General features: G+C 65.8%; 14 protein-coding genes and 1 pseudogene. 13 read left to right on the forward strand and 2 right to left on the reverse strand.

Annotation, left to right across the window (positions count from 1 at the left end):
• Window positions 1-65: 65 nt before the first annotated feature.
• From atpG to OR16_RS07000, 10 genes are all read left to right on the forward strand, one after another.
• Window positions 66-941, forward strand: a complete 876-nt coding sequence (gene atpG, locus OR16_RS06955; RefSeq protein WP_006157250.1) for a F0F1 ATP synthase subunit gamma — start codon at window positions 66-68, stop codon at window positions 939-941.
• 33 nt (window positions 942-974) lie between these two features.
• Complete coding sequence (gene atpD, locus OR16_RS06960) at window positions 975-2,378, forward strand: F0F1 ATP synthase subunit beta (protein ID WP_006157251.1); 1,404 nt, start codon at window positions 975-977, stop codon at window positions 2,376-2,378.
• A gap of 145 nt (window positions 2,379-2,523) precedes the next feature.
• Window positions 2,524-2,940 (forward strand): F0F1 ATP synthase subunit epsilon, encoded by a 417-nt coding sequence (locus OR16_RS06965; protein WP_006157252.1) that lies wholly within the window; start codon window positions 2,524-2,526, stop codon window positions 2,938-2,940.
• Between the two features lie 734 nt (window positions 2,941-3,674).
• The gene (locus OR16_RS06970) at window positions 3,675-4,700 is read left to right on the forward strand and encodes an RsiV family protein (RefSeq protein WP_423739637.1); all 1,026 of its coding nucleotides are present in this window, start codon (window positions 3,675-3,677) and stop codon (window positions 4,698-4,700) included.
• A 5-nt stretch (window positions 4,701-4,705) separates the two neighbouring features.
• Window positions 4,706-5,128: a CoA-binding protein gene (locus tag OR16_RS06975; protein ID WP_043418836.1), complete on the forward strand. Its 423-nt coding sequence runs from the start codon at window positions 4,706-4,708 to the stop codon at window positions 5,126-5,128.
• Between the two features lie 59 nt (window positions 5,129-5,187).
• A complete protein-coding gene (locus tag OR16_RS06980; protein ID WP_006157255.1) occupies window positions 5,188-6,144 on the forward strand; it encodes an alpha/beta hydrolase in 957 nt (318 codons plus the stop codon).
• A gap of 48 nt (window positions 6,145-6,192) precedes the next feature.
• Window positions 6,193-7,290, forward strand: coding sequence for a uroporphyrinogen decarboxylase (gene hemE, locus OR16_RS06985; protein ID WP_043418803.1), 1,098 nt, complete (start codon window positions 6,193-6,195; stop codon window positions 7,288-7,290).
• A gap of 562 nt (window positions 7,291-7,852) precedes the next feature.
• Complete coding sequence (locus OR16_RS06990; RefSeq protein WP_043418839.1) at window positions 7,853-10,126, forward strand: primosomal protein N'; 2,274 nt, start codon at window positions 7,853-7,855, stop codon at window positions 10,124-10,126.
• 162 nt (window positions 10,127-10,288) lie between these two features.
• Entirely contained in the window at window positions 10,289-14,290 is a 4,002-nt protein-coding gene (putA, locus tag OR16_RS06995) for a trifunctional transcriptional regulator/proline dehydrogenase/L-glutamate gamma-semialdehyde dehydrogenase (protein WP_006157259.1), read from the forward strand.
• Window positions 14,291-14,435: 145 nt separating this feature from the next.
• A complete protein-coding gene (locus OR16_RS07000) occupies window positions 14,436-15,587 on the forward strand; it encodes a branched-chain amino acid ABC transporter substrate-binding protein (protein ID WP_006157260.1) in 1,152 nt (383 codons plus the stop codon).
• Window positions 15,588-15,722: 135 nt separating this feature from the next.
• Here the strand turns inward: OR16_RS07000 and OR16_RS07005 are convergent, their stop codons facing one another.
• Entirely contained in the window at window positions 15,723-16,955 is a 1,233-nt protein-coding gene (locus OR16_RS07005) for a hypothetical protein (protein ID WP_006157261.1), read from the reverse strand.
• Between the two features lie 378 nt (window positions 16,956-17,333).
• On the opposite strand from OR16_RS07005, the gene OR16_RS07010 reads away from it, so the two are divergent.
• The 3 genes and pseudogenes from OR16_RS07010 (at window position 17,334) to OR16_RS07020 (ending at window position 21,655) form a co-directional block, all read left to right on the forward strand.
• A complete protein-coding gene (locus OR16_RS07010) occupies window positions 17,334-19,247 on the forward strand; it encodes a tetratricopeptide repeat protein (protein ID WP_006157262.1) in 1,914 nt (637 codons plus the stop codon).
• Between the two features lie 164 nt (window positions 19,248-19,411).
• The gene (locus tag OR16_RS07015; RefSeq protein WP_006157263.1) at window positions 19,412-20,626 is read left to right on the forward strand and encodes a cation:proton antiporter; all 1,215 of its coding nucleotides are present in this window, start codon (window positions 19,412-19,414) and stop codon (window positions 20,624-20,626) included.
• Window positions 20,626-21,655, forward strand: a pseudogene (locus OR16_RS07020) (glutamate--cysteine ligase 2). The gene OR16_RS07015 and the pseudogene OR16_RS07020 overlap by 1 nt, the downstream one beginning before the upstream one ends.
• Here the strand turns inward: OR16_RS07020 and OR16_RS07025 are convergent.
• Window positions 21,656-22,135, reverse strand: a complete 480-nt coding sequence (locus OR16_RS07025) for an OsmC family protein (RefSeq protein WP_006157264.1) — start codon at window positions 22,133-22,135, stop codon at window positions 21,656-21,658.
• Window positions 22,136-22,173: the final 38 nt, after the last annotated feature.

Here is a 22,173-nt window from a genome sequence, read left to right on the forward strand (position 1 = left end):
TCCACGAAACTGTGCTGGCACCGTTGCCATGACGGTGCCGGTGCGGCACGAATGGAGAGGAAGATATGGCCGGAACGAAAGAAATTCGAACCAAGATCAAGAGCGTGCAAAACACGCGCAAGATCACCAAGGCGATGGAGATGGTCGCCGCGTCCAAGATGCGCAAGGCGCAGGAACGGATGCGCAACGCCCGTCCCTACGCTGAGAAAGTGCGCAATATCGCGGCGCACCTGGCTGCGGCCAACCCCGAGTTCAAGCACCCGTTCATGGTGGCACGCGAGATCAAGCGCGCCGGCATGATCGTGGTAACGACGGACAAGGGGCTGTGCGGCGGCATGAACACGAACGTGCTGCGTGCGGTAACCAATGAGCTGCGTGAGCTGCAAAGCCGCGGCGTGGAGGTGCAGAGCACCGCCATTGGTTCCAAGGGCTTGCAGTTCATGGGCCGCATCGGCGCCAAGGTGCTCTCGCACGTGGTGCACCTCGGTGACACCCCGCATCTGGAAAAACTGATCGGTGCCATCAAGGTCCAGCTCGACGCCTTCACCAATGGTGAAGTCGATGCTGTGTACCTGGCTTACACCAAGTTCATCAATACGATGAAACAGGAGCCGATGGTGGAGCAGCTGCTGCCGCTCCCCGCCGACAAGTTTGCCCAGACCGAAGATGAAAAGCGCGCCTACTCGTGGGATTACATCTACGAGCCCGACGCACAGACCGTAGTGGAAGAGCTGTTGGTCCGCTACGTCGAAGCGCTGGTGTACCAGGCCGTGGCCGAAAACATGGCGTCCGAGCAATCGGCGCGCATGGTGGCCATGAAGGCGGCATCCGACAATGCCAAGAACGTGATCGGCGAACTGCAACTGGTCTACAACAAGACCCGTCAGGCAGCGATTACCAAGGAACTGTCGGAAATCGTCAGCGGTGCCGCAGCCGTCTAAGGCGTCAAGTATTCAAGCTATCGGAGATACGAAATGAGTATCGGAAATATTGTGCAGTGTATTGGCGCCGTGGTGGACATCGAGTTCCCCCGCGACGCGCTGCCTAAGGTCTACGAAGCGCTCGTGCTGGAAGACAGCAACGAAGCCTCGTTCGCCGAGAAGGGCCTGACCTTCGAAGTGCAGCAACAGCTGGGTGACGGCGTGGTGCGTACCATTGCCCTCGGCTCGTCGGATGGCCTGCGCCGCGGCATGGCAGTGAAGGGCACTGGTGCTCCGATCTCGGTGCCTGTTGGTCACGGCACGCTGGGCCGCATCATGGACGTGCTGGGTCGTCCCATTGACGAAGCCGGCCCGATCGCTTCGGACGAACTGCGCTCGATCCACCAGAAGGCCCCGAAGTTCGACGAACTGTCGCCTTCGGTCGACCTGCTCGAAACCGGCATCAAGGTGATCGACCTGGTGTGCCCGTTCGCAAAGGGCGGCAAGGTGGGTCTGTTTGGTGGCGCCGGCGTCGGCAAGACCGTGAACATGATGGAGCTCATCAACAACATCGCCAAGCAGCACAGCGGTTTGTCGGTGTTCGCCGGCGTGGGCGAGCGTACCCGTGAAGGGAACGACTTCTACCACGAAATGAAGGACTCGAACGTTCTCGACAAGGTGGCCATGGTGTTCGGCCAGATGAACGAGCCGCCGGGCAACCGTCTGCGCGTGGCACTGTCCGGCCTGACCATGGCCGAGAAGTTCCGCGACGAAGGCCGTGACATCCTGTTCTTCGTCGACAACATCTACCGCTACACGCTGGCCGGTACCGAAGTGTCCGCACTGCTGGGCCGTATGCCTTCCGCAGTGGGTTACCAGCCGACGCTGGCCGAGGAAATGGGCAAGCTGCAAGAGCGCATCACCTCGACCAAGACTGGCTCGATCACGTCGATCCAGGCCGTGTACGTGCCTGCGGATGACTTGACCGACCCGTCGCCTGCTACCACCTTCCTGCACTTGGACTCGACCGTCGTGCTGTCGCGTGACATCGCCGCGCTGGGTATCTACCCGGCAGTCGATCCGCTCGACTCGACCTCGCGTCAGCTGGACCCGCAAGTCGTGGGTCAAGAGCACTATGACGTGGCCCGTCGCGTGCAGCAAACGCTGCAACGCTACAAGGAACTGCGCGACATTATCGCGATTCTGGGCATGGACGAACTGTCGCCGGAAGACAAGCAGTCGGTGTCGCGCGCTCGTAAGATCCAGCGTTTCCTGTCGCAGCCCTTCCACGTGGCGGAAGTGTTCACGGGTTCGCCGGGCAAGTACGTCTCGCTGAAGGAAACCATCCGCGGCTTCAAGATGCTGGTGGACGGCGAGTGCGATCACCTGCCGGAGCAAGCGTTCTACATGGTCGGTTCGATCGACGAAGCCTTCGAGAAGGCCAAGAAGCTCCAGTAAGCGGCGTCTTTCGCTGCCAGCGTCGTAGTGGCGGCCTAGCGACGGACAGCAATGTCCGGGGCGGGCGGCCGCATTTGGCCTGGCAGCGGAATACTTGCTTCCTGGCAACGGGAAGCCGAAGCTTTCAGGGACTAAAGGAATTCACATGGCAACCATTCTTGTAGACGTCGTCAGCGCCGAATCGTCGATCTTCTCCGGTCAGGCGAAGTTCGTGGCGCTGCCGGGCGAGTCGGGCGAGCTGGGTATCCTGCCGGGCCATACGCCGCTGATTACGCGTATCCAGCCGGGCGCGGTGCGCATCGAGAAAGCAGACGGCAGCGAAGAGTTCGTGTTCGTGGCCGGCGGGATTCTCGAAGTCCAGCCCAAGCATGTCACCGTGCTGGCGGACACCGCCATCCGCGGCGGCGACCTCGACGAAGCCAAGGCGCAGGAAGCCAAGCGCGCCGCCGAGGAGTTGATGCAGAACCAGAGCAGCGATCTCGACCTGGCACGTGCGCAGGGCGAGCTGGCTGTGGCTACTGCGCAACTGGCTGCCATCGCGCGCCTGCGCCGGAAACGGTAAGAAAACAAGGCCGCCCAACCGGGTGTCTTTTGGCGGTGGCGAAAAAAAGGCAGCTGCGAGGCTGCCTTTTTTTTATCCCAACGACTATTCTGTCGGCTCAGGACAAAAAAAAAGCGCGCGGGCCGGGGAGGCACCGCGCGGACGGGAAAATCCCTTCGAGGGGTCAATTCGAAGGAACGGGTAAGGTCCAGGTCAACCAACAGGCGCTAACCACTCTCTTTGTGGTTCAGCACTCGGTCAGGCGGTATTGATCGCATTCAGACGATCCAACCAGCCGGAACCGGCAAGCGCCAACATCATCTCAACCTGGTACACCGATCACAGGCGTCGCCTGCGATCCGGTCAATCTGGGTGGGAATGCTTCCTTAGGCTTTCTTCACTGACGCCCTCCCTTTCTGTTTGGGGGAGGGAGCGCCTTTCACAAAAACTGATTGTGTTAAAGCATTGTGGGGGAAACTTTTGGGGATGGCAGTAACAAAATGTATCGGTTTGCAAGAAGTTGAAAGCGCGGTAACCAAATAAATGTCTAAATAGGCATGTTAATCCACATGCTACCGCACTCGCCGTCAGGCGGCGGGAACATCACCACGCGGCGCGGGTCCGATAGTTTTTGCTGATTCGCCATCCGCCTTGCGGTCCGGCCCTCGATTGCCATGCCGCGCTCCTTCTCCGTTTTCCCCTTTCCCCAGGCCCCGCGCCGTATCGCAGAACGCCTTGTCCAGCATAGGCTGGCGGTGTTGCTGGCCACGTCTTTCATCGCGCTTGGCCAGGCTGGCGCGGCCGAGGCACAGGCCCCCGCCGGTGTGCTGTGGCAAGGGGAACTGGACGGCCACGTCCAGGTATCGCTGACGATATTTCCGCGCGCGGGGACCGAAGCGATCGACGGCACCGCCCGTTACGATTCAATGCTTGCCGCCGCGCCGCGTCAACTCGATGGCCAATTGACATCCGACGGACGGTTGATCGTGCGCGAGCGCGATACCGGCCAGGAGCCGGTTGCGTATCCCCAGGCTCGCGACGGCGCACGTTTCGAGGGCATGGTCTCCGCCGATAGGTTGAGTGTCAGCGGGGAATGGATGAATACCGACGGGACCGGCCGCCAGGCATTAACGCTAACACGCAAGGCAATCTATCGCGAGCGCACCGTGGATGTGGCTGGGGCGCGGCTTACCGAACGCTATCCCGAAACGGGTCGCCCGCGCCTGGATGCCCTGATTGCGTCACTGCGCGCCGGCGGCTGCGGAGCGGGCGAGCAGGAATGCCGCAGCGCGATCGAGCTGACGCGGCTGGATGCCGGCAACGTCAGCCTGCTGCGTACCACCTGGCGCTACAGCGGTGGCGCGCATGGCAGCCTCGACTATGTGAGTGGCAACTGGCGGCGCCAAGCCCCGCAAGGCGCAACGGCGTCCGCGCCAGCTCCCCAGCCGGTCTATCGCCGGGTCGCGCTAGCCGATCTCCTGCGGCCCGGCGACGCTTGCCTGCGAACATTCAACGATGAGCTACAGGCTGCGCTGAAGCGGCAGGGCGCAGCTGAACCCGCGCGTGGCGTGCTCGACGCACAAGCTCTGCAGGAATCACGGCTCCCGTTTACCCTGTACCGCGGTGGCGTGGTGTTGCACTATGCCCCCTACGCGGTCGGCCCGTTTGCGCAGGGCTCTTACCAGGTGGCGGTGCCGTTCGCGCGGCTGGGCAGTTGTGCCCGCCCGGCCGCTACCGGCCGCGACAATTCCCCCGAACCCTTTGAGAAGGAATCGACGTGAGCGAGATGCAGACAGCCATTCGCGGCATGCTGGCGATGAAGACGGTAGCCGTGGCCGGCCTGTCCGGGCACCCGGACCGCCCCAGCCATGAGGTAGCCGCCTACTTGCAGCGCCAAGGCTATCGCATTGTCCCCGTCAATCCGCGCCATGCGGGCGAGCGCATCCTGGGCGAGACCTGCTACGCCAGCCTGGCAGATGCGGCCGCGGCGCTGGCCGGGATCGGGCAGCGCATCGAATGGGTCGATATCTTCCGCCGTGCCGTCGATGTGCCACCGGTGGTCGAGGATGCCATCGCGATCAGGGCCCGTGGCGTCTGGCTGCAGCTCGGCATTGTCAATGACGAGGCTTTCGGTCGGGCCACTGCCGCCGGGTTGCTGGCGGTGCAGGACCGCTGCAGCAAGATCGAGCTGATGCGCCGCGCTGCCTGAGCCCGCTAAACTAGCCACCTCAGGTCCCAATCCAGCCCTCAATCCAGCCCAACGCAGCCATGGCCATCGATCCCCAGCTTCTCGACTACTACCGCCGGCTTTCCGAACGCTACGCCGGCCAGCCTGAGCCGGCCGGTGCCGCGGACCGGCGAGCGCGCTTCGCCGAGATCGCGGCGACCTCGGTCGTGCCCGACCCGGAAGGCATCAAGGCCACCGACATGGAGCTGGCGTTGCCCGGCCGCACCCTCGCGGCGCGGTTGTTCCGCCCGGAAGGCGTGGCCGAGCCGCGTCTGATCGTCTATTTCCACGGTGGCGGCTGGGTGGTGGGCTCGCATGACACGCATCACAGCGTGGCAGCGCTGCTCGCGGCCGACACCGGCTGCGCGGTGGCCAGCGTGGACTACCGGCTGGCGCCGGAGCATCCGTTCCCCGCGCCGTGCGACGACGCGCTGCAGGCGGTGCTGTGGTTCGCCGAGCAGCGCGTGCGCTTGCGCCTGGACGCGGGCTTCCTGGCCGTGGCGGGCGACAGCGCGGGCGGGCACCTGGCCGCGCAGGCCGCGCGCTGGGCCAATGCGCACGGACGCCCAGGCCTGGTCAACGCCCAGTTGCTGATCTATCCCGTGGCCGCGCCGGTGCTGGCTAGCGAAAGCTATCGCGCCTTCGCGGATGGCCCCGGCCTCACGCGCGACGAAATGGCCTGGTTCTGGACGGAATTCATCGGTGCCGAGCGCCTTGCCGCCGGCGCCGCCATCGAAGACACGCGCATCCACCTGATGGGCGCCGCGCCACAGCACCTGCCCCCGGCCAGCGTGGTGATGGTGGCCGCGCACGACGTGCTGCGCGACGATGGCCTGGCCTACGCCGACTACCTGGTGCGCTACGGCGCGCCGGTGATCACGCTGGAGGCAAGCGGCATGACGCACGGCTTTGCCCGCCTGCAACCCGACGCCCCGCGCGCGCGCGAATGGATGCGCCGCGCCGCGCAGGCCTTCAAGGAACTGGCGGCGGACATCTAAGCTGCCGGCAGCGGCCGGCCCATCCCGTAAAATGGCGGTCTTACGAGGATGACCATGACCGCATTGCAGAACGATACCTTCCTGCGCGCGCTGCGCCGGCAACCGACCGAGTACACCCCGCTGTGGCTGATGCGCCAGGCGGGGCGCTACCTGCCCGAATACAACGCTACGCGCGCTCGTGCCGGCAGCTTCCTCGGCCTGGCCAAGAACCCGGCCTATGCCACGGAAGTTACCCTGCAGCCCCTCGAGCGCTATCCGCTCGACGCGGCCATCCTCTTCTCCGACATCCTGACCGTGCCCGATGCCATGGGCCTCGGGCTGTCGTTCGCGCAGGGCGAGGGTCCGCGCTTTGCCCACCCGTTGCGCACCGAAGGCGACGTCAAGAAGCTGGCGGTGCCCGACATGGCCTCCCTGTCCTACGTGTTCGACGCGGTCAGCGAGATCCGCCGGGCACTGGTGCAGGATGGCCGCCAGCGCGTGCCACTGATCGGCTTCTCGGGCAGCCCCTGGACGCTGGCCTGCTACATGGTCGAAGGCGCCGGCTCGTCCGATTTCCGCACGGTCAAGGCCATGATGTACAGCCGCCCCGACCTGATGCACCGCATCCTGGAGATCAACGCGCAGGCCGTGTCGGCCTACCTGAATGCGCAGATCGAGGCAGGTGCCCAGGCCGTGATGCTGTTCGACACCTGGGGCGGCACGCTGGCCGACGGCATGTACCAGGCGTTTTCCCTGGCCTATATGCGTCAGGTGTTGGCCGGACTCAAGCGCGAGCACAACGGCGAGCAGGTGCCGGCCATCGTGTTCACCAAAGGCGGTGGCCTGTGGCTGGAAGCGCTCACCGAGATCGGCGCCGATGCGCTCGGCCTGGACTGGACGGTCAACCTGACACAGGCGCGCCGCCGCACGGGTGGCAAGGTGGCCCTGCAGGGCAATATCGACCCCAATGTGCTGTTTGCGCCGGAAGCGGCGATTCGCGAGCAGGTGCGTGGCGTGCTCGACAGCTACGCCGCCGCTGGCGGCAGCGACGGACACGTCTTCAATCTCGGCCACGGCATCTCCCAGTTCACTCCGCCCGAGAATGTGACGGTGCTGGTGGATGAGGTGCATCGCTACAGCCGACAACTGCGCACCGCTGCAAGGTGACAGCCGGTGCACGTCTTCCCTCCCACCCGGGGGTACCGCCTGTGCGGCGCAGCGAGCCGCCCTCGCGCGCCGCACCCGGACGGGCGGGTGCCGGGGGAGGCTTGCCCGAAGCGCTGTCAAGTAAACTATTTTGCAATATTTCTCCCTTTCGGTGCCGGTTCGCGCTTGTCAAGGCTTGACTTATGCACATCAATGGGTTTTCCGCAGTGCAAGAGCGGGTTAGTCCTTAACTCATCTGAGGGGGGTCTCCAAGTCCTTGATTTACAAGGGATTGCATCTAGCCATGCACAGGCTGGAATGCCAGTGGGAGCCTTGTTTTACGGGGCTTGGCGGGAACACCGGACGAGTTTTCAACAAAGTTATCCACAGGCGGTGCCCGGGGCCGGGAAAACCAGCCATCTATCATCCACCGCACACTGAATTTGTCTGGAAAGCGGCTCAGCCTCGGTCTGCACATGCATTGGGCTTTCTCGCCCCAATCTGGACCGTACCCATCGCTGCGCTGGACGATCGGCCCAGGAGGCCCGGCGTGACGTTGCCAACGCTCCCCGAGCAAGCCGGACTGGCTGCGGAACCCGCCGACGGCGCACCGCTTGCCGTCGTGCAGGTGGCGCTCGATACGCCGGCTGACGATGTCTTCGATTACCTTGCCGGGCCGGAAGTCGCGCCCGGCGAACTGGTCACGGTGCCGTTCGGCCGCCGTACGCTGGTCGGCGTGGCCGTATCGCGTTGCGCGCACTCCGATGTACCCGCCGACAAACTTCGCGCCGTGGCGCAGCGCCTGGACTGGCTGCCGCCGCTTGGTGCCCACTGGATCGCGCTGGCGGGCTTTGCCGCTCGCTATTACCACCGCTGCCTCGGCGAAGTCATGCTGCCCGCGCTGCCACCGGCGCTGCGTGAAGCCGACGGCTGGGCACGGCTGGCGCTGCGCGCGCGCAGCGAGCATTACCGCGTAGCGCCGGGGCAGGGCGAGGCCCTGCTGGCGGCGGTGCCGCCGCGCGCCCGCACCGTGCTGGCGCTGGCGCAGGCGCTGGTGGCGGCAGCCGGCCAAGGGCAGGCGATCTCTGCCGCCGAGGCGCGCGTGCTGTGCAGCGCGGCGCCGGCGCGCCTGGCGCAGTGGGCCGAGGCGGGCTGGGTGAGCTCCGAGCGGGCCGACCAGCCCTTGCTGGGCGCGCCCTCGGCCGCAGCGCCGTCCCCCGCGCCGCCGCTGCACGAAGAGCAGCGCGTGGCCGTGGAGGCGATCGGGCAGGCCAAGGGATTCGCGCCTTTCCTGCTCCATGGCGTCACCGGTAGCGGCAAGACCGAGGTCTACCTGCACGCCATGGCCGAAGTACTGGCGCGGGACGCGCAGGCACAGGTATTGATGCTGGTGCCCGAAATCAACCTCACCCCGCAGCTGCAGGGCCGCATTGCCTCGCGCTTTCCCCATTTGCCGCTGGCGGTGCTGCACAGCGGCCTGGCCGACCAGGAGCGCACCCTGCAATGGCTGGCGGCGCACCGCGGCGAGGCCCGCATCGTGCTGGGCACGCGGATGGCGGTGCTGGCTTCGCTGCCGCACCTGGCGCTGATCGTGGTGGACGAGGAGCACGACACGTCCTACAAGCAGCAGGAAGGCCTGCGCTACTCCGCGCGCGACCTGGCCGTCTGGCGTGCCAAGCAGCTCGGCACGGCCGTGGTGCTGGGCTCCGCCACGCCGTCCATGGAGTCCTGGTGGCGCGCCGAGCAGGGCACCTACCGCAAGCTGGTGCTGCGCGAGCGGGCCCAGACCGACGCCACGCTGCCCACGGTACGCCTGATCGACATCAACCAGGAGCGTCAGCGCCAGCGCGCGCTCTACGAAGGCTTGTCGGTGCCGCTGCTCAACGCAATCGAGGCCCGCCTGCAGCGCGGCGAACAGAGCCTGCTGTTCCTGAACCGGCGCGGCTACGCCCCGGTGCTCGCCTGCGACAGCTGCGGCTGGCTCTCCGGCTGCCCGCGTTGTTCCGCCTATATGGTGCTGCACCGGCCGGAGCGCCGCCTGCGCTGCCACCACTGCGGGCTGGAATCCCCTGTGCCGCATCACTGCCCCGATTGCGGCAATGTGGATGTGGCGCCGCTTGGAAGGGGTACCCAGCGCATCGAGGAGGCCCTCGCCGCGCGCTTCCCGCAAGCGCGCATCGCCCGCATCGATGCCGACTCCACGCGCCGCAAGGGCAGTGCCCAGGCCATGTTCGATGAAGTCCACGCAGGCGAGGTCGACATCCTGGTCGGCACCCAGATGGTGGCCAAGGGGCACGACTTCCAGCGCGTGACCCTGGTCGGCATCGTCCATCCGGACGCCGCCATGTTCAGCCATGATTTCCGCGCGGCCGAGCACTTGTTCGCCTCCCTGATGCAGGTGGCCGGGCGTGCCGGGCGGGCAGGGCTGGCGGGCGAGGTGCTGATCCAGACCCGCTATCCCGATGCATCGGCATTGCAGGCATTGGTACGCCATGACTATGATGGATTCGCGGCGACGCAGTTGCGCGAGCGTCGCCAGGCCGGGTTGCCCCCGTTTGCCTACCAGGTGCTCGTCACGGCCGACCATGCCGAACTGGAGCGCGCGCTGGCCTTCCTCCAGAGCGCGCGGAACCGGGCCGATGCGTGCCGGCTGGCACCTGAGGTGCAACTCCACGACCCGGTGCCGATGTCGATGGTGCGGGTGGCTAACCGGGAGCGCGCACAGATGTTGGTGGAAAGCACGTCACGCCTTGCGTTGCAACGCTTTATCAGCGAGTGGGTGCAAACTTTCGGCGCGGCGCTGGCGGATGCCAAGGGCGTGCGCTGGCAACTGGAGATCGATCCATTGCGAATCTGAGTGGCACGCAGCGCCAGGTACGGTGCAACCACGTATTCCAGTGAAACCAGGTGGTTGTACCTAGTTGCACCTTTGGTTTGCCCCGGAGTATGATCGCGCCGATCTGCAGGTTTCCTCGCAGGAACGGAAACCGGCGTCCGCGTCTTACGGAGAATCAAGCGCATGGCCACCACCACCCTCGGCGTCAAACTCGACGACGCCTCTCGCGAGCGCCTCAAGCGCGTCGCGCAGTCGATCGACCGCACGCCGCACTGGCTGATCAAGCAGGCAATCTTCACGTATCTGGAGCAAGTCGAGCGGGGCAACATCCCGCATGAGACGAGTGCCGCCGGTACGGCGAGCGAGGGCGCGGCGGACAGCGCGGACGGTTTTGACGGCGCGGCTGGCGACGGCGCGACGCAGCCTTTCCTGGAGTTTGCCCAGAGCGTGCATCCGCAATCGGTGCTGCGCGCGGCCATCACCGCCGGCTATCGCCGCCCGGAGTCCGAGTGCGTGCCGGTGCTGCTTGAGCAGGCCCGCCTGCCGCATCAGCAGGCCGAAGCCGCTCTCGCCATGGCCCGGACCCTGGCCACGCGACTGCGCGAGCGCAAGGTCGGCACCGGCCGCGAAGGGCTGGTGCAGGGGCTGATCCAGGAATTCTCGCTGTCCTCCCAGGAGGGCGTGGCGTTGATGTGCCTGGCCGAGGCGCTGCTGCGCATTCCCGACAAGGCCACCCGCGACGCACTGATCCGCGACAAGATCAGCGGCGCCAACTGGCAGTCGCATCTGGGCCAGAGCCCGTCGGTGTTCGTCAACGCCGCCACCTGGGGCCTGCTGTTCACGGGCAAGCTGGTGGCCACCCATACCGAAGCCGGCCTGTCCAAGGCGCTTACCCGCATCATCGGCAAGGGCGGCGAGCCGTTGATCCGCAAGGGCGTGGACATGGCGATGCGCCTGATGGGCGAGCAGTTCGTCACCGGCGAAACCATCTCCGAGGCGCTGGCCAACGCACGCAAGTACGAGGCCGAAGGCTTCCGCTACTCGTACGACATGCTGGGCGAGGCGGCCATGACCGAGGCCGACGCGCAGCGTTACCTGGCCTCCTACGAGCAGGCCATCAACGCCATCGGCCAGGCTTCGCGCGGGCGCGGCATCTATGAAGGCCCGGGCATCTCGATCAAACTCTCCGCGTTGCATCCGCGCTACAGCCGCGCGCAGCACGAACGCGTTGTCAGCGAGCTGTACGGCCGCCTCAAGTCGCTGACCTTGCTGGCCCGCCAATACGACATCGGCATCAATATCGACGCCGAGGAAGCCGACCGGCTGGAAATCTCGCTCGACCTGCTCGAGCGCCTGTGCTTCGAGCCTGAGCTGGCTGGCTGGAACGGCATCGGCTTCGTGGTGCAGGGCTACCAGAAGCGTTGCCCGTTCGTGATCGACTACCTGATCGACCTGGCCCGCCGCAGCCGCCACCGCCTGATGATCCGCCTGGTCAAGGGCGCGTACTGGGACAGCGAGATCAAGCGCGCCCAGGTGGACGGGCTGGAGGGCTATCCGGTCTACACGCGCAAGGTCTATACCGATGTGTCCTACGTGGCCTGCGCGCGCAAGCTGCTGTCGGTACCGGATGTGATCTACCCGCAGTTCGCCACCCACAACGCCCATACGCTGGCGGCCATCTACCAGATCGCCGGCCACAACTACTACCCGGGCCAGTACGAGTTCCAGTGCCTGCACGGCATGGGCGAGCCGCTGTACGACCAGGTGGTCGGCCCGTTGGCCGACGGCAAGTTCAACCGCCCGTGCCGGATCTACGCGCCAGTGGGCACGCACGAGACGCTGCTGGCCTACCTGGTGCGCCGCCTGCTGGAAAACGGCGCCAACACGTCCTTTGTCAACCGCATCGCGGACGACACCATCTCGCTGGACGAGCTGGTGGCCGATCCGGTGGCCGTGGTCGAGCAGATGCACGCCGAAGAGGGCACGCTTGGCCTGCCGCATCCGCGCATTGCGCAGCCGCGCACCCTGTATGGCGAATCGCGCGCCAATTCCGCCGGCATCGACCTCTCCAACGAGCATCGCCTGGCCTCGCTGTCGTCCGCGCTGCTGGCTGGCACGAGCGAGGCGGTCAGCGCCGTGCCGCTGCTGGCCACGGAAGCCGCCGCCAGCGCCGACGCCAATCAGCCGGCCCCCGTGCGCAACCCGTCCGACCTGCGCGACGTGGTCGGCCATGTCACCGAAGCCAGCATGGCCGAGGTGGAGGCCGCGCTGCAGGCCGCGGTGAACGCCGCGCCGATCTGGCAGGCGACCCCGGCCGATGTGCGCGCCGCCGCGCTGGAACGCGCCGCGGAACTGATGGAAGCGCAGATGCAGTCCCTGATGGGCATCATCGTGCGCGAGGCTGGCAAGACCTTCTCCAATGCCATCGCCGAAGTGCGCGAGGCCGTGGACTTCCTGCGCTATTACGCCGCGCAAGTGCGTGAAACGTTCTCCAGCGACACCCATCGCCCGCTCGGGCCGGTGGTCTGCATCAGCCCATGGAATTTCCCGCTGGCCATCTTCACCGGTCAGGTCGCGGCCGCGCTGGCTGCCGGCAACACCGTGCTGGCCAAGCCCGCCGAGCAGACCCCGCTGATTGCCGCCCAGGCCGTGCGCCTGCTGCGCGAGGCCGGCGTGCCGGCCGGCGCGGTGCAACTGCTGCCGGGCCGTGGCGAAACCGTGGGCGCCGCGCTGGTGGGCGACACCCGGGTCAAGGGTGTGATGTTCACCGGCTCCACCGAAGTGGCGCGCCTGCTGCAACGCAGCGTGGCCGGCCGCCTGGACGCCGCCGGCCGCCCGGTGCCGCTGATCGCCGAGACCGGCGGCCAGAACGCCATGATCGTGGACTCCTCCGCGCTGGCCGAGCAGGTGGTTGGCGACGTGGTCAACTCCGCCTTCGACTCGGCCGGCCAGCGCTGCTCCGCGCTGCGCGTGCTGTGCCTGCAGGAAGAAGTGGCCGACCGCGTGCTGGAAATGCTCAAGGGCGCCATGAACGAGCTCGCCATGGGCAACCCGGACCGCCTGTCCACCGACGTCGGTCCGGTCATCGACGAGGAAGCGCGCAACAACATCGTGCGCCATATCGATGCCATGCGCGCCAAGGGCCGCCGCGTCCACCAGGCCGATCCGAACGGCGCGGCCAGCGCGGCCTGCCGCAATGGCACCTTTGTGTCGCCAACGCTGATCGAGCTCGACAGCATCGAAGAGCTGCAGCGCGAAGTCTTCGGCCCCGTGCTGCACGTGGTGCGCTACCAGCGCGCCGCGCTCGACACCCTGCTGGCGCAGATCAACGGCACCGGCTACGGCCTGACCATGGGCATCCACACCCGCATCGACGAAACCATCGAGCACATCGTCGAGCGCGCGGAAGTGGGCAACCTCTACGTCAACCGCAATATCGTGGGCGCGGTCGTGGGCGTCCAGCCCTTCGGTGGCGAAGGCCTGTCCGGCACCGGCCCCAAGGCGGGCGGCCCGCTGTACCTGCACCGCCTGTTGTCGGTCTGCCCGCAGGATGCCGTGGCCCGCGTGGTGCGCGCCTCCGACACCCTCGGCGGCGCGGACGAGACCGGCCCGGTGCGCCGCACGCTGACCGAGGCACTGGGCACGCTCAAGGAATGGGCGCAACGCGAGAGCGCGGCACTGCCCGAACTGGCGGCGGCATGCGAGCGCTTTGCCGCGGCCTCGGCGGCCGGCCTGTCGGTCACGCTGCCCGGCCCGACCGGCGAGCGCAACACTTACACCCTGCTGCCGCGCGCTGCCGTGCTTTGCCTGGCCCAGCAGGAGGCCGACCTGGCCATGCAGCTGGCGGCGGTAATCGCGGCGGGCAGCCAGGCCGTGTGGGTTGAAAGCCCCATGGCCCGGACGCTGTTTGCGCGGCTGCCGAAGGCAGTACAATCGCGCGTCCGCCTGGTGGCCGACTGGTCGGCCAGCGACACCGGCTTCGACGCGGTCCTGCACCATGGCGACTCCGACCAGCTGCGCGCCGTGTGCGAACAGCTCGCCACGCGCCCCGGCCCGATCATTTCGGTGCAAGGCCTGGCGCACGGTGAACCGAATGTCGCCATCGAGCGTTTGTTGATCGAGCGCTCGCTGTCCGTCAATACGGCGGCTGCGGGCGGCAATGCCAGTTTGATGACGATCGGCTAACCGCCGGGCGTCGATCGAAGCGACGCGAGGTAGCGGTGATCCCGCAGGCCTTGCGTATTTGAAAATCGGGGAGCGTTTCGCGCCACACCCGGACGCGTCCAAAAACGCAGCAAAGGCTATAGAGAATAGCTACCAAGGAGAACAGATGAACTCGACTTTCCACAAGACGGCCCTCACCGTTGCCCTGTCCGTCGCTGGCCTGTGCGCCACCTCGGCTGCCTTCGCCCAGGCGCAGGAAATCAAGCTGGGCTTTGCCGCGCCGATGACCGGCGGCCAGGCGCAATATGGCAAGGACATGCAGAACGGCGTCGTCCTCGCCATCGAGGAAATGAACGCGACCAAGCCCAAGATCGGCGGCAAGGACGTCAAGTTCGTACTGCTCTCCGAAGACGACGCGGCCGACCCCAAGACCGGCTCGGTAGTCGCGCAAAAGCTGGTCGACAACGGCATCCAGGGCATGCTGGGCCACTTCAACTCCGGCACCAGCATCCCGGCGTCGATGGTCTACAACCGCGCTGGCATCCCCCAGATCGCCATGGCAACGGCGCCTGAGTACACCCACCAGGGCTTCAAGACCACCTTCCGCATGATGACCTCCGACACCCAGCAGGGCTCGGTGATCGGTGCCTTCGTGGTGAAGAAGCTGGGCGCCAAGAACATCGCCATCGTCGACGACCGCACCGCCTACGGCCAAGGCCTGGCCGACGAATTCGAGAAGGCCGCCAAGGCCGCCGGCGGCAAGATCGTGCGCCGCGAGTTCACCAACGACAAGGCGGTGGACTTCAAGGCCGTGCTGACCAACATCAAGCGCAGCAACCCGGACGTGATCTTCTTCGGCGGCGCCGAGACGCAATCCGCGCCGATGGCCAAGCAGGTCAAGGAACTCGGCATGAAGTCGCCGGTGGTGTCGGGCGAAATGTCGAAGACCGACAACTTCCTCAAGCTGGCCGGTCCTGCCGCCGAGGGCACGGTCGTATCATTGGCCGGCCTGCCGCTGGACCAGATGCCTGGTGGCTCCACCTACGAGAAGAAGTACGAGAAGCGCTTCGGCGGCAAGGTGCAGACCTACTCGCCGTACGCCTATGACGGCGCCACAGCGTTGATGACCGCCATGATCAAGGCAGGCTCGGCCGATCCGGCGCGCTACCTGCCGGTGCTGGCGGCCACCAACATGCAAGGCGTGACCACCAAGACACTGGCCTACGACGCGCGCGGCGACCTGAAGGACGGCGGCATCACCGTCTACAAGGTGGTTGGCGGCAAGTGGACCGTGCTGGAGACGGTTGGCGGCAAGTAAGCCATTGCGCTCAGTAGGGCGCGATCAACGTCCGGTATCTGACGCCATCTCATTGAGATGGCGTTTTTTTGTTTTCGTGGCCTGCGAATTCACCGAGCCCGTCGGATAGCATGGCGCGGCCAGCCTCGCGTGAAGTTACGGCTGCCGTTGCACGATGCGGTTTTGAGCCTCTTCGATCATGCGGAGTACGGTGACATCATTGGGGGCGCCTAGCGCTAGCTTGGCGAGCCGTTGCCGGGCCGCTTCCGTCTGTCCGCGCTGCGCCAGGATATGGATCACCTGTTCCGCCGAAGGTGAAGCGACAATTGCGATAAGCCCACGTGGATCCGCATTCTCTCGCATGACAAGCGTGGCGATGTGAGCGGCCGCGCTGCCGCCTGAGAGCCTCGCTTCGATCGCGGCGCTGGCGGACAGCCAGTCGCTGTAGCGGGCTAAGTCGAGAAAATCAATCAAGCCGGCGTTGTTGGCGAAAGCTGGTTGGCCTTGCGCGAGGAGATCCTGGAGCGGGCGTAGTGTCTCCGCGTGGAGCGATGAAAGCGCATGCGGCAACAGGACCATAGCGGCAAGGTCCTCCGCAAGGAGCTCACTGGGTACGCCCGCATGCCAAATGGCCTGTAGCGCCTGACGTTGTGCCTCGGGTTCCTGGATCAAAGGCAGGAGGAAACCCATTTCCTTCGCGTACTCGGCTCGGCTTATGGCGCCGCCTGATAGCGCCGCATCCAAAATTGGGATGCTATCGGGGAACAAGCCCATTCGCGCATACTGCATGACTGCCTGATGTGCAATTTCGGTGTCTGACGAGCGCGCTGCCTTTGCGAGCATGGCCGCGACCTGAGGATTCGCCCCGAGGCGGGATTGCTCCGCGACAGACAAGGTCAGGTCGGTCTCGTATTGCGATGCCAGCAGGTTGACCAGAGAGCGTTTGACCGGCTCTGCGTGGACGGTCCACAAGCTGGCTTCTATCCGCGCCGCTGTCGCAGCGCTGGGCGGAAGTGATAGCAATCTCATCGTATCCAACAAATACTGGGCGGTTGTCGGACTACGATGAGTGGATTCAAAGTCACGCCAGAGCAAGTCGAATTTTTGCTCGGGTGTGAGGGTTGCGTCCGAGATTATGCGTTGCCCGTAGCGCTGAAGGCTTTCGAGATCGGCTCCCTCGGCAAGAGCCGCAGGATTCGACGCCAGTGTTGCGACAGCGCTTTGCTGTGCAGTGGTGGTCGGTGTGTCAATCACAGATCGCCGGGCTGCCAATGCCCGCGCATCGGACTCGTTGGGCGAGCCTTTCGTTGACAATGCGCGTATGCCGACTATCGCCACAATGACGGTAAGCCCGCCGACGGCTAGCTGGATCAGTTTATTCTTCCGCATTTTCTATTTCTTCTTCAACTCAACGCCTCTCTCGTTGAGCATAGTGAAGAGATTCTCTGACGTCGTAGATTTGAACAGGCTAGTCCACAAGGCAGGATTCCCACTGCTGAGTGGCCTGGGCCGCCGAGGCGACTAGCAGGCCAGGCAATATCGCGAGCAGCAGCGTTATTGAGTATCCGAGTATGCGCATTGAAGAATCCCCCAAAAGGACAGATGGGCATATGCCGCCTATTTGATTGGGTAACAGGAGCAGCCCCATCTGTACAAGGTAGACGCGTCGCCCTCGGCCGCTCTATCGGCACGGTCCGAATTTGGGACATGAAACTTCCGCATGGCGCATAATCCCGCACTCGCACATCCACCCCGAAGGAGCAGTCCGTGTCCGTGCAGGAAGTCAGCTACGACCACGCCATCGAGCTAGCCAACGCAGAGCGCTACGATGAAGCGCTGGTTATTCTCGACCAGCTTTCGCAGGCGCAGCCTCAAGTGGTGGATTTCGATTGCCTGCGGGCACGCCTGCATTTCGACCGCGGCGACGCGCAAGCCGCCTTTGCCGTACTCGATGCGGCGCTGGCCAAGCTGCCCGGGCTGCCGCTGCACCCGGCGCACCGCTGGTCCTCGCGCGGCGTGATCGCGCACCGCTACGGCATGCTGTTGATGGGGATGGAGCGCGTCCAGGAGGCGCTGCCCTGGCTGGAAGAGGCCGCGCTGCGCAACGGCTTGTCCTCCGGCGAGTGGAGCGCCCGCCTGCATGCCGGGCTGGCGCATTACCGGCTGGGCAATTTCGCCGCGGCCGGCGCTTATTGGTATGACCTGCTGTATCGCGCGCCGGATCTTGGCGCCGCAGACATCCTGGGCCAGGCGCTGGCCCACGTGAATGCCGCCGGCGGCGAGGCCGAGCCGATGCTGCGCCTGTGCCTGGCGCGGATCGGCCTGGACAACCCGGACCTGCTGGAGCTCGATGAAGCCGCGGGTGATGCCCTGGCCGCCGAGCAGGCCGCCATCGTGCTTTCCAGCCAGCCGGACCACCCGCACGCCCGCCGCATCCGCGCGCCACTGCGCTACCGCGCGGGCGAGCTCGACGGTGCGTGGGACGACTTCGCCACCTACCAGCGCAAGGCGCCGGACCCCAAGGCGCAGGTGCGCGAGCTCGAATGGCGCCACCAGTCCGGCGAGGCCGAGCCTTGGCTGCGCTTCGCCTTCGTCGAGGGCGCGACGGATGCGACCGGCTACTACAATGCCGGCGTGGCGCTGGCCGAGTTCATGGACGCGGTGCCGGCCGCCGAGGCCGCGTTGATGCCGCACCTGATCAAGGCCTATCGCCTGGGCCTGGCGCGCTTCGAGGCCTACTTCGCCACCGGCGAGGGCGGCTACGACGACGCCGATCCCCATATCTATTCGTTGCTGTGCCACAACCTGGCTACCCGGCTGGAAGGCGACGGCAACCGCGCGGAGCGCATCGCGCTGCACGAAAAGGGCATCGCGGTCAGTGAATTCATTGAGCACTGGATCGACCTGCTCGCATGCCTGGAGGCGGCCGGGCAGCACGGAAAAGCCGTGGAAGTCGCCGGCGACGTGCTCAATCGGTATCCGCTCGAGCGCGATCCCGCTAATGTAGGCTGGATCTTCAGCCGGCTGATGAGCACCTGGAAGGCCATCGGCGGCCCTGAAGTGACGTCGGCGGCCCGCGATGCGCTGGCGCATATGGATGCCCGCGCCGACGCCTTGCCCGTGGAGGAACGCAGCCAGACCGCCCACGCGCTGGCCCACGCCCGCGCGCACTTCGCGGGGCTCCTGCGCAACGCCATGGGCAGCATGGACCAGCATGACCGCACCGACGCGCAGGCCGAGATCGAGGCCCTGCAGCGCCGCGCGCTGCTGATCGAGGACGCGTGGCTGTGCAACCAGTTCGGCATGATCTGGCGCGACCTGGGCGCACCGGAGCGCGCGTTGCCGCTGTTCGAGCAAGCCATCGCGCTGACCGCCGACGATCCCGTGGACCAGGCCTCCCCGCGCCTGCAGCGCGCGCTGATCCGCAACGGCGAGAAGCAATACGCCGAAGCGCTGACGGACTTCGAGGCCGCCTTTGCCGCGCGCGACGGCTGGGACGGCGAGGCTTACCTCGGCGCGGTCGAGGCGGCGCTAGGGCTGGAGCAGCGTGAGACCGCGCTGGGCTACTTCGACAAGGCGCGCGCCAGCGGTGCCGCGCAGGGCAAGTCGCGCTCGCTCTATGCCCGCATGGAAACCGGGCTGCGCGCGACCCGGCCCGGATGGAAGTTCTGGGGCGTGTAGCCTGCGCAGCCAGCCGCATCCGCGGCTCCGTCACGATAAAAAACGCCATCCCGGCAAGATGGCGTTTTTTTACGTGTGAATGCATCACGTTGGCAGCAGCTTCCGCGCCTCTGTCGGACAAACTCCGACATGGAATGTCATGTGGCTCCGCTACCATATAGTCCATGAATGGACTGAGCCAATTGTTTCCAAGCCTGCCCCTGGCACCCGGCGGGCTTTTCTGGGTCGGGCTGGCGCTGGTGGGCGCCGGCCTGGCGGGTGAGATATGCCGCACGTACCTGAGGCTGCCCCGCATCGTCGGCTATGCCGCCACGGGCCTCGCGGCCGGCATGCTCGGCCGCGGCATCGTGGACGAGGACATGATCGCGCAGACCCGCATCCTGATCGACATGGCGCTGGCGCTCGCCCTGTTCGAGCTCGGGCACCGGCTCTCGCTCACCTGGCTGCGGGCCAACCGCTGGCTGCTCTTCACCAGCGCCTTTGAAAGCCTGCTGACCTGGGGCCTGGTGGCGGCGGTGCTGCAATGGATCGGCGTGAGCCCGGCGGTCGCCATCCTGGCCGGTGGGATGGCGGTCAGCACCTCGCCCACCATCGTGCTGCAGCTGAAGAACGAGCTGCGCGCGGAAGGGCAGGTGACCGAGCGGCTGCTCGCCATGGCGGCGCTCAACAGTATTTACGCCGCTGCCATTGTCCAGGTCGCTACCGGCTGGCTGCATTCCGAGTATGGCAACCTGGGTGCGGCGCTGCTGCATCCGCTCTACCTGCTGGTGGGTTCCTGCCTGCTGGCCTGGGTCGTCGGCAAGCTTGGCCACGCGATCTATGCGCGCATGGAAACGGACGATCACTACAGTTTCCTGGTGCTGGTGGGGCTGGTGCTGTTCACCCTGGCGCTCACGCGCGTGCTCAAGCTGTCGATGCCGCTCACGCTGATGCTGGCCGGTGTGGTGTTCAAGCACCAGGACAGCCAGCCGCGCGTGTGGCCGGCGCACTTCGGCAGCGCGGGCAGCCTGTTGATCATCGTGATGGTGGTGTCACTTGGCCTGCCGCTGACCGCGCATGACTGGGCCATTGGTGGTGGCGCGGCCTGTGTGCTGGTGCTGCTGCGCCACTTCGCCAAGCTGGTGGGCGTGGCCTCGCTGGGTTCGTTCTCCGGCCTGAGCATGAAGCAATGCGTGGCGCTTGGGCTTGCACTGGCACCCATGTCGGGCCTCGCGTACTTGCTGATGAGCGATGTCGCGCTGCTGTATCCGACCACCGGCGAGCCACTGGCGGCCATCATCCTGTGCGCGCTGGCGATCGAGCAGTTGCTGGGGCCCACGCTGGCGGCCTGGGCACTTCGCTATGCGGGCGAGGTCAGAAGCAATGGAGGAGGGCGCTGATGTCACTGGAACCGTTCAAGCACTCCGAAGCGCTGACGTTTGGCGTGGAACTGGAGCTGCAACTCGTCAACCGGCATGACTATGACCTGGCGCCATTCGCGCCGGATCTGCTGCGTGCACTGAAAGGTGCGCAACACGCCGGCGACATCAAGCCCGAGATCAGCCCTTCGATGATCGAGATCAGCACCGGCATCTGCAAAAGTTATGCACAGGCGCTGGATGAGCTCGGCACGATGCGTGACCTGATGGTCGAGGCCTCGCACTCGCTCAATCTCGGCATCTGCGGCGGCGGCACGCACCCCTTCCAGCAGTGGGCCGACCGCACCATCTCGGATTCGCCGCGCTACCAGTACATCTCCGAGCTCTATGGCTACCTGGCCAAGCAGTTCACGGTGTTCGGCCAGCACGTGCACATCGGCTGCCCGAGCGCGGATGAGTCGCTGTTCCTGCTGCACGCCATCGGCCGCTACGTGCCGCATTTCATCGCACTGGCCGCCTCGTCGCCCTACGTGCAAGGCGTGGACACCGGATTCGCCTCGGCACGGCTGAATTCCGTCGCCGCCTTCCCCATGAGCGGGCGCGCGCCGTACCTGCTCACCTGGGACGCCTTCACCACGTATTTCAACACGCGTGATGGACACGCCGCTGACCGTCGGGCGGGCCTGCGATATCGCCGCCTACATCCAGGCGCTCGCGCGCTACCTGTTGCTGTCGCGCCCCTTCATGCCGCAGGAAGACGACTATCTGGTCTACACCTTCAACCGCTTCCAGGCTTGCCGCTTCGGGCTGGAAGGCGAGTACGTGCATCCCAACGAGCTGACCAGGAGGCCCATCGCCGACCACATCATCTCGATCTGCGACGCGCTGGTGCCGCATGCCGAAGCGCTGGGCTCGCTCGACGCGCTGGCCAATATCCGCGCGCTGGCGCAAAGCCGCAACGGCGACGCGCAGCACGTGCGCCAGATCGAAAGCACCACGCGCAGCCTGCGCGAAACGGTGCGTCAGACCTGCGACAGCTGGGCCAGCTGACTACGCCTGCGCGCCCACGTACACCGGCTCGCAGCGCACCTCGGACTTCACCGAGTTGGCAATGAAGCAGGCCTCGTGCGCCGTGTGGTGCAGGTGCGCGAGTTCCTCCCTTGTCGGCTGGCGCTCGCCGGAGAAGGTGACCTGCGGCCTGAGCGTGACCACCGTGATGGCCATGCGGCCTTCCGCGTTCTTCGCCATGGTGCCGACCGCGGCATCCAAGTAGCGGTCCACGCAGAACTTGTGCTTGGCGGCGGTGGAGAGGAACCACAGCATGTGGCAGCTGGAGAGCGAGGCAACGAAGGCCTCTTCGGGGTCGACGGCGGTGGCGTCCGACATGGGCAGCGGCACGACATGGGGCGACGAGGATCCGGGTACTTCCACGCCACCGTCGAATCGCAACAGGTGCTTCCTGCTATAGCGGTTGCCGAGGAAATCCTGTTCGCCACGTTGCCAGAGGATTTCTGCGGTGTACTGGGCCATGTCTTTTCTCTCTATCTATCCATCTATCAATCATTCTT

The organism is Cupriavidus basilensis OR16, assembly GCF_000243095.1.
Classification (GTDB): Bacteria; Pseudomonadota; Gammaproteobacteria; order Burkholderiales; family Burkholderiaceae; genus Cupriavidus; species Cupriavidus basilensis_D.

Excerpts from the sequence above, each read along its gene's own strand:
- atpG (WP_006157250.1), top strand. The coding sequence starts at position 66 with ATGGCCGGAACGAAAGAAATTCGAACCAAGATCAAGAGCGTGCAAAAC.
- atpD (WP_006157251.1), top strand. The coding sequence starts at position 975 with ATGAGTATCGGAAATATTGTGCAGTGTATTGGCGCCGTGGTGGACATC.
- OR16_RS06965 (WP_006157252.1), top strand. The coding sequence starts at position 2,524 with ATGGCAACCATTCTTGTAGACGTCGTCAGCGCCGAATCGTCGATCTTC.
- OR16_RS06975 (WP_043418836.1), top strand. The coding sequence starts at position 4,706 with ATGCAGACAGCCATTCGCGGCATGCTGGCGATGAAGACGGTAGCCGTG.
- OR16_RS06980 (WP_006157255.1), top strand. The coding sequence starts at position 5,188 with ATGGCCATCGATCCCCAGCTTCTCGACTACTACCGCCGGCTTTCCGAA.
- hemE (WP_043418803.1), top strand. The coding sequence starts at position 6,193 with ATGACCATGACCGCATTGCAGAACGATACCTTCCTGCGCGCGCTGCGC.
- putA (WP_006157259.1), top strand. The coding sequence starts at position 10,289 with ATGGCCACCACCACCCTCGGCGTCAAACTCGACGACGCCTCTCGCGAG.
- OR16_RS07000 (WP_006157260.1), top strand. The coding sequence starts at position 14,436 with ATGAACTCGACTTTCCACAAGACGGCCCTCACCGTTGCCCTGTCCGTC.
- OR16_RS07005 (WP_006157261.1), bottom strand. The coding sequence starts at position 16,955 with ATGCGGAAGAATAAACTGATCCAGCTAGCCGTCGGCGGGCTTACCGTC.
- OR16_RS07015 (WP_006157263.1), top strand. The coding sequence starts at position 19,412 with ATGAATGGACTGAGCCAATTGTTTCCAAGCCTGCCCCTGGCACCCGGC.
- OR16_RS07025 (WP_006157264.1), bottom strand. The coding sequence starts at position 22,135 with ATGGCCCAGTACACCGCAGAAATCCTCTGGCAACGTGGCGAACAGGAT.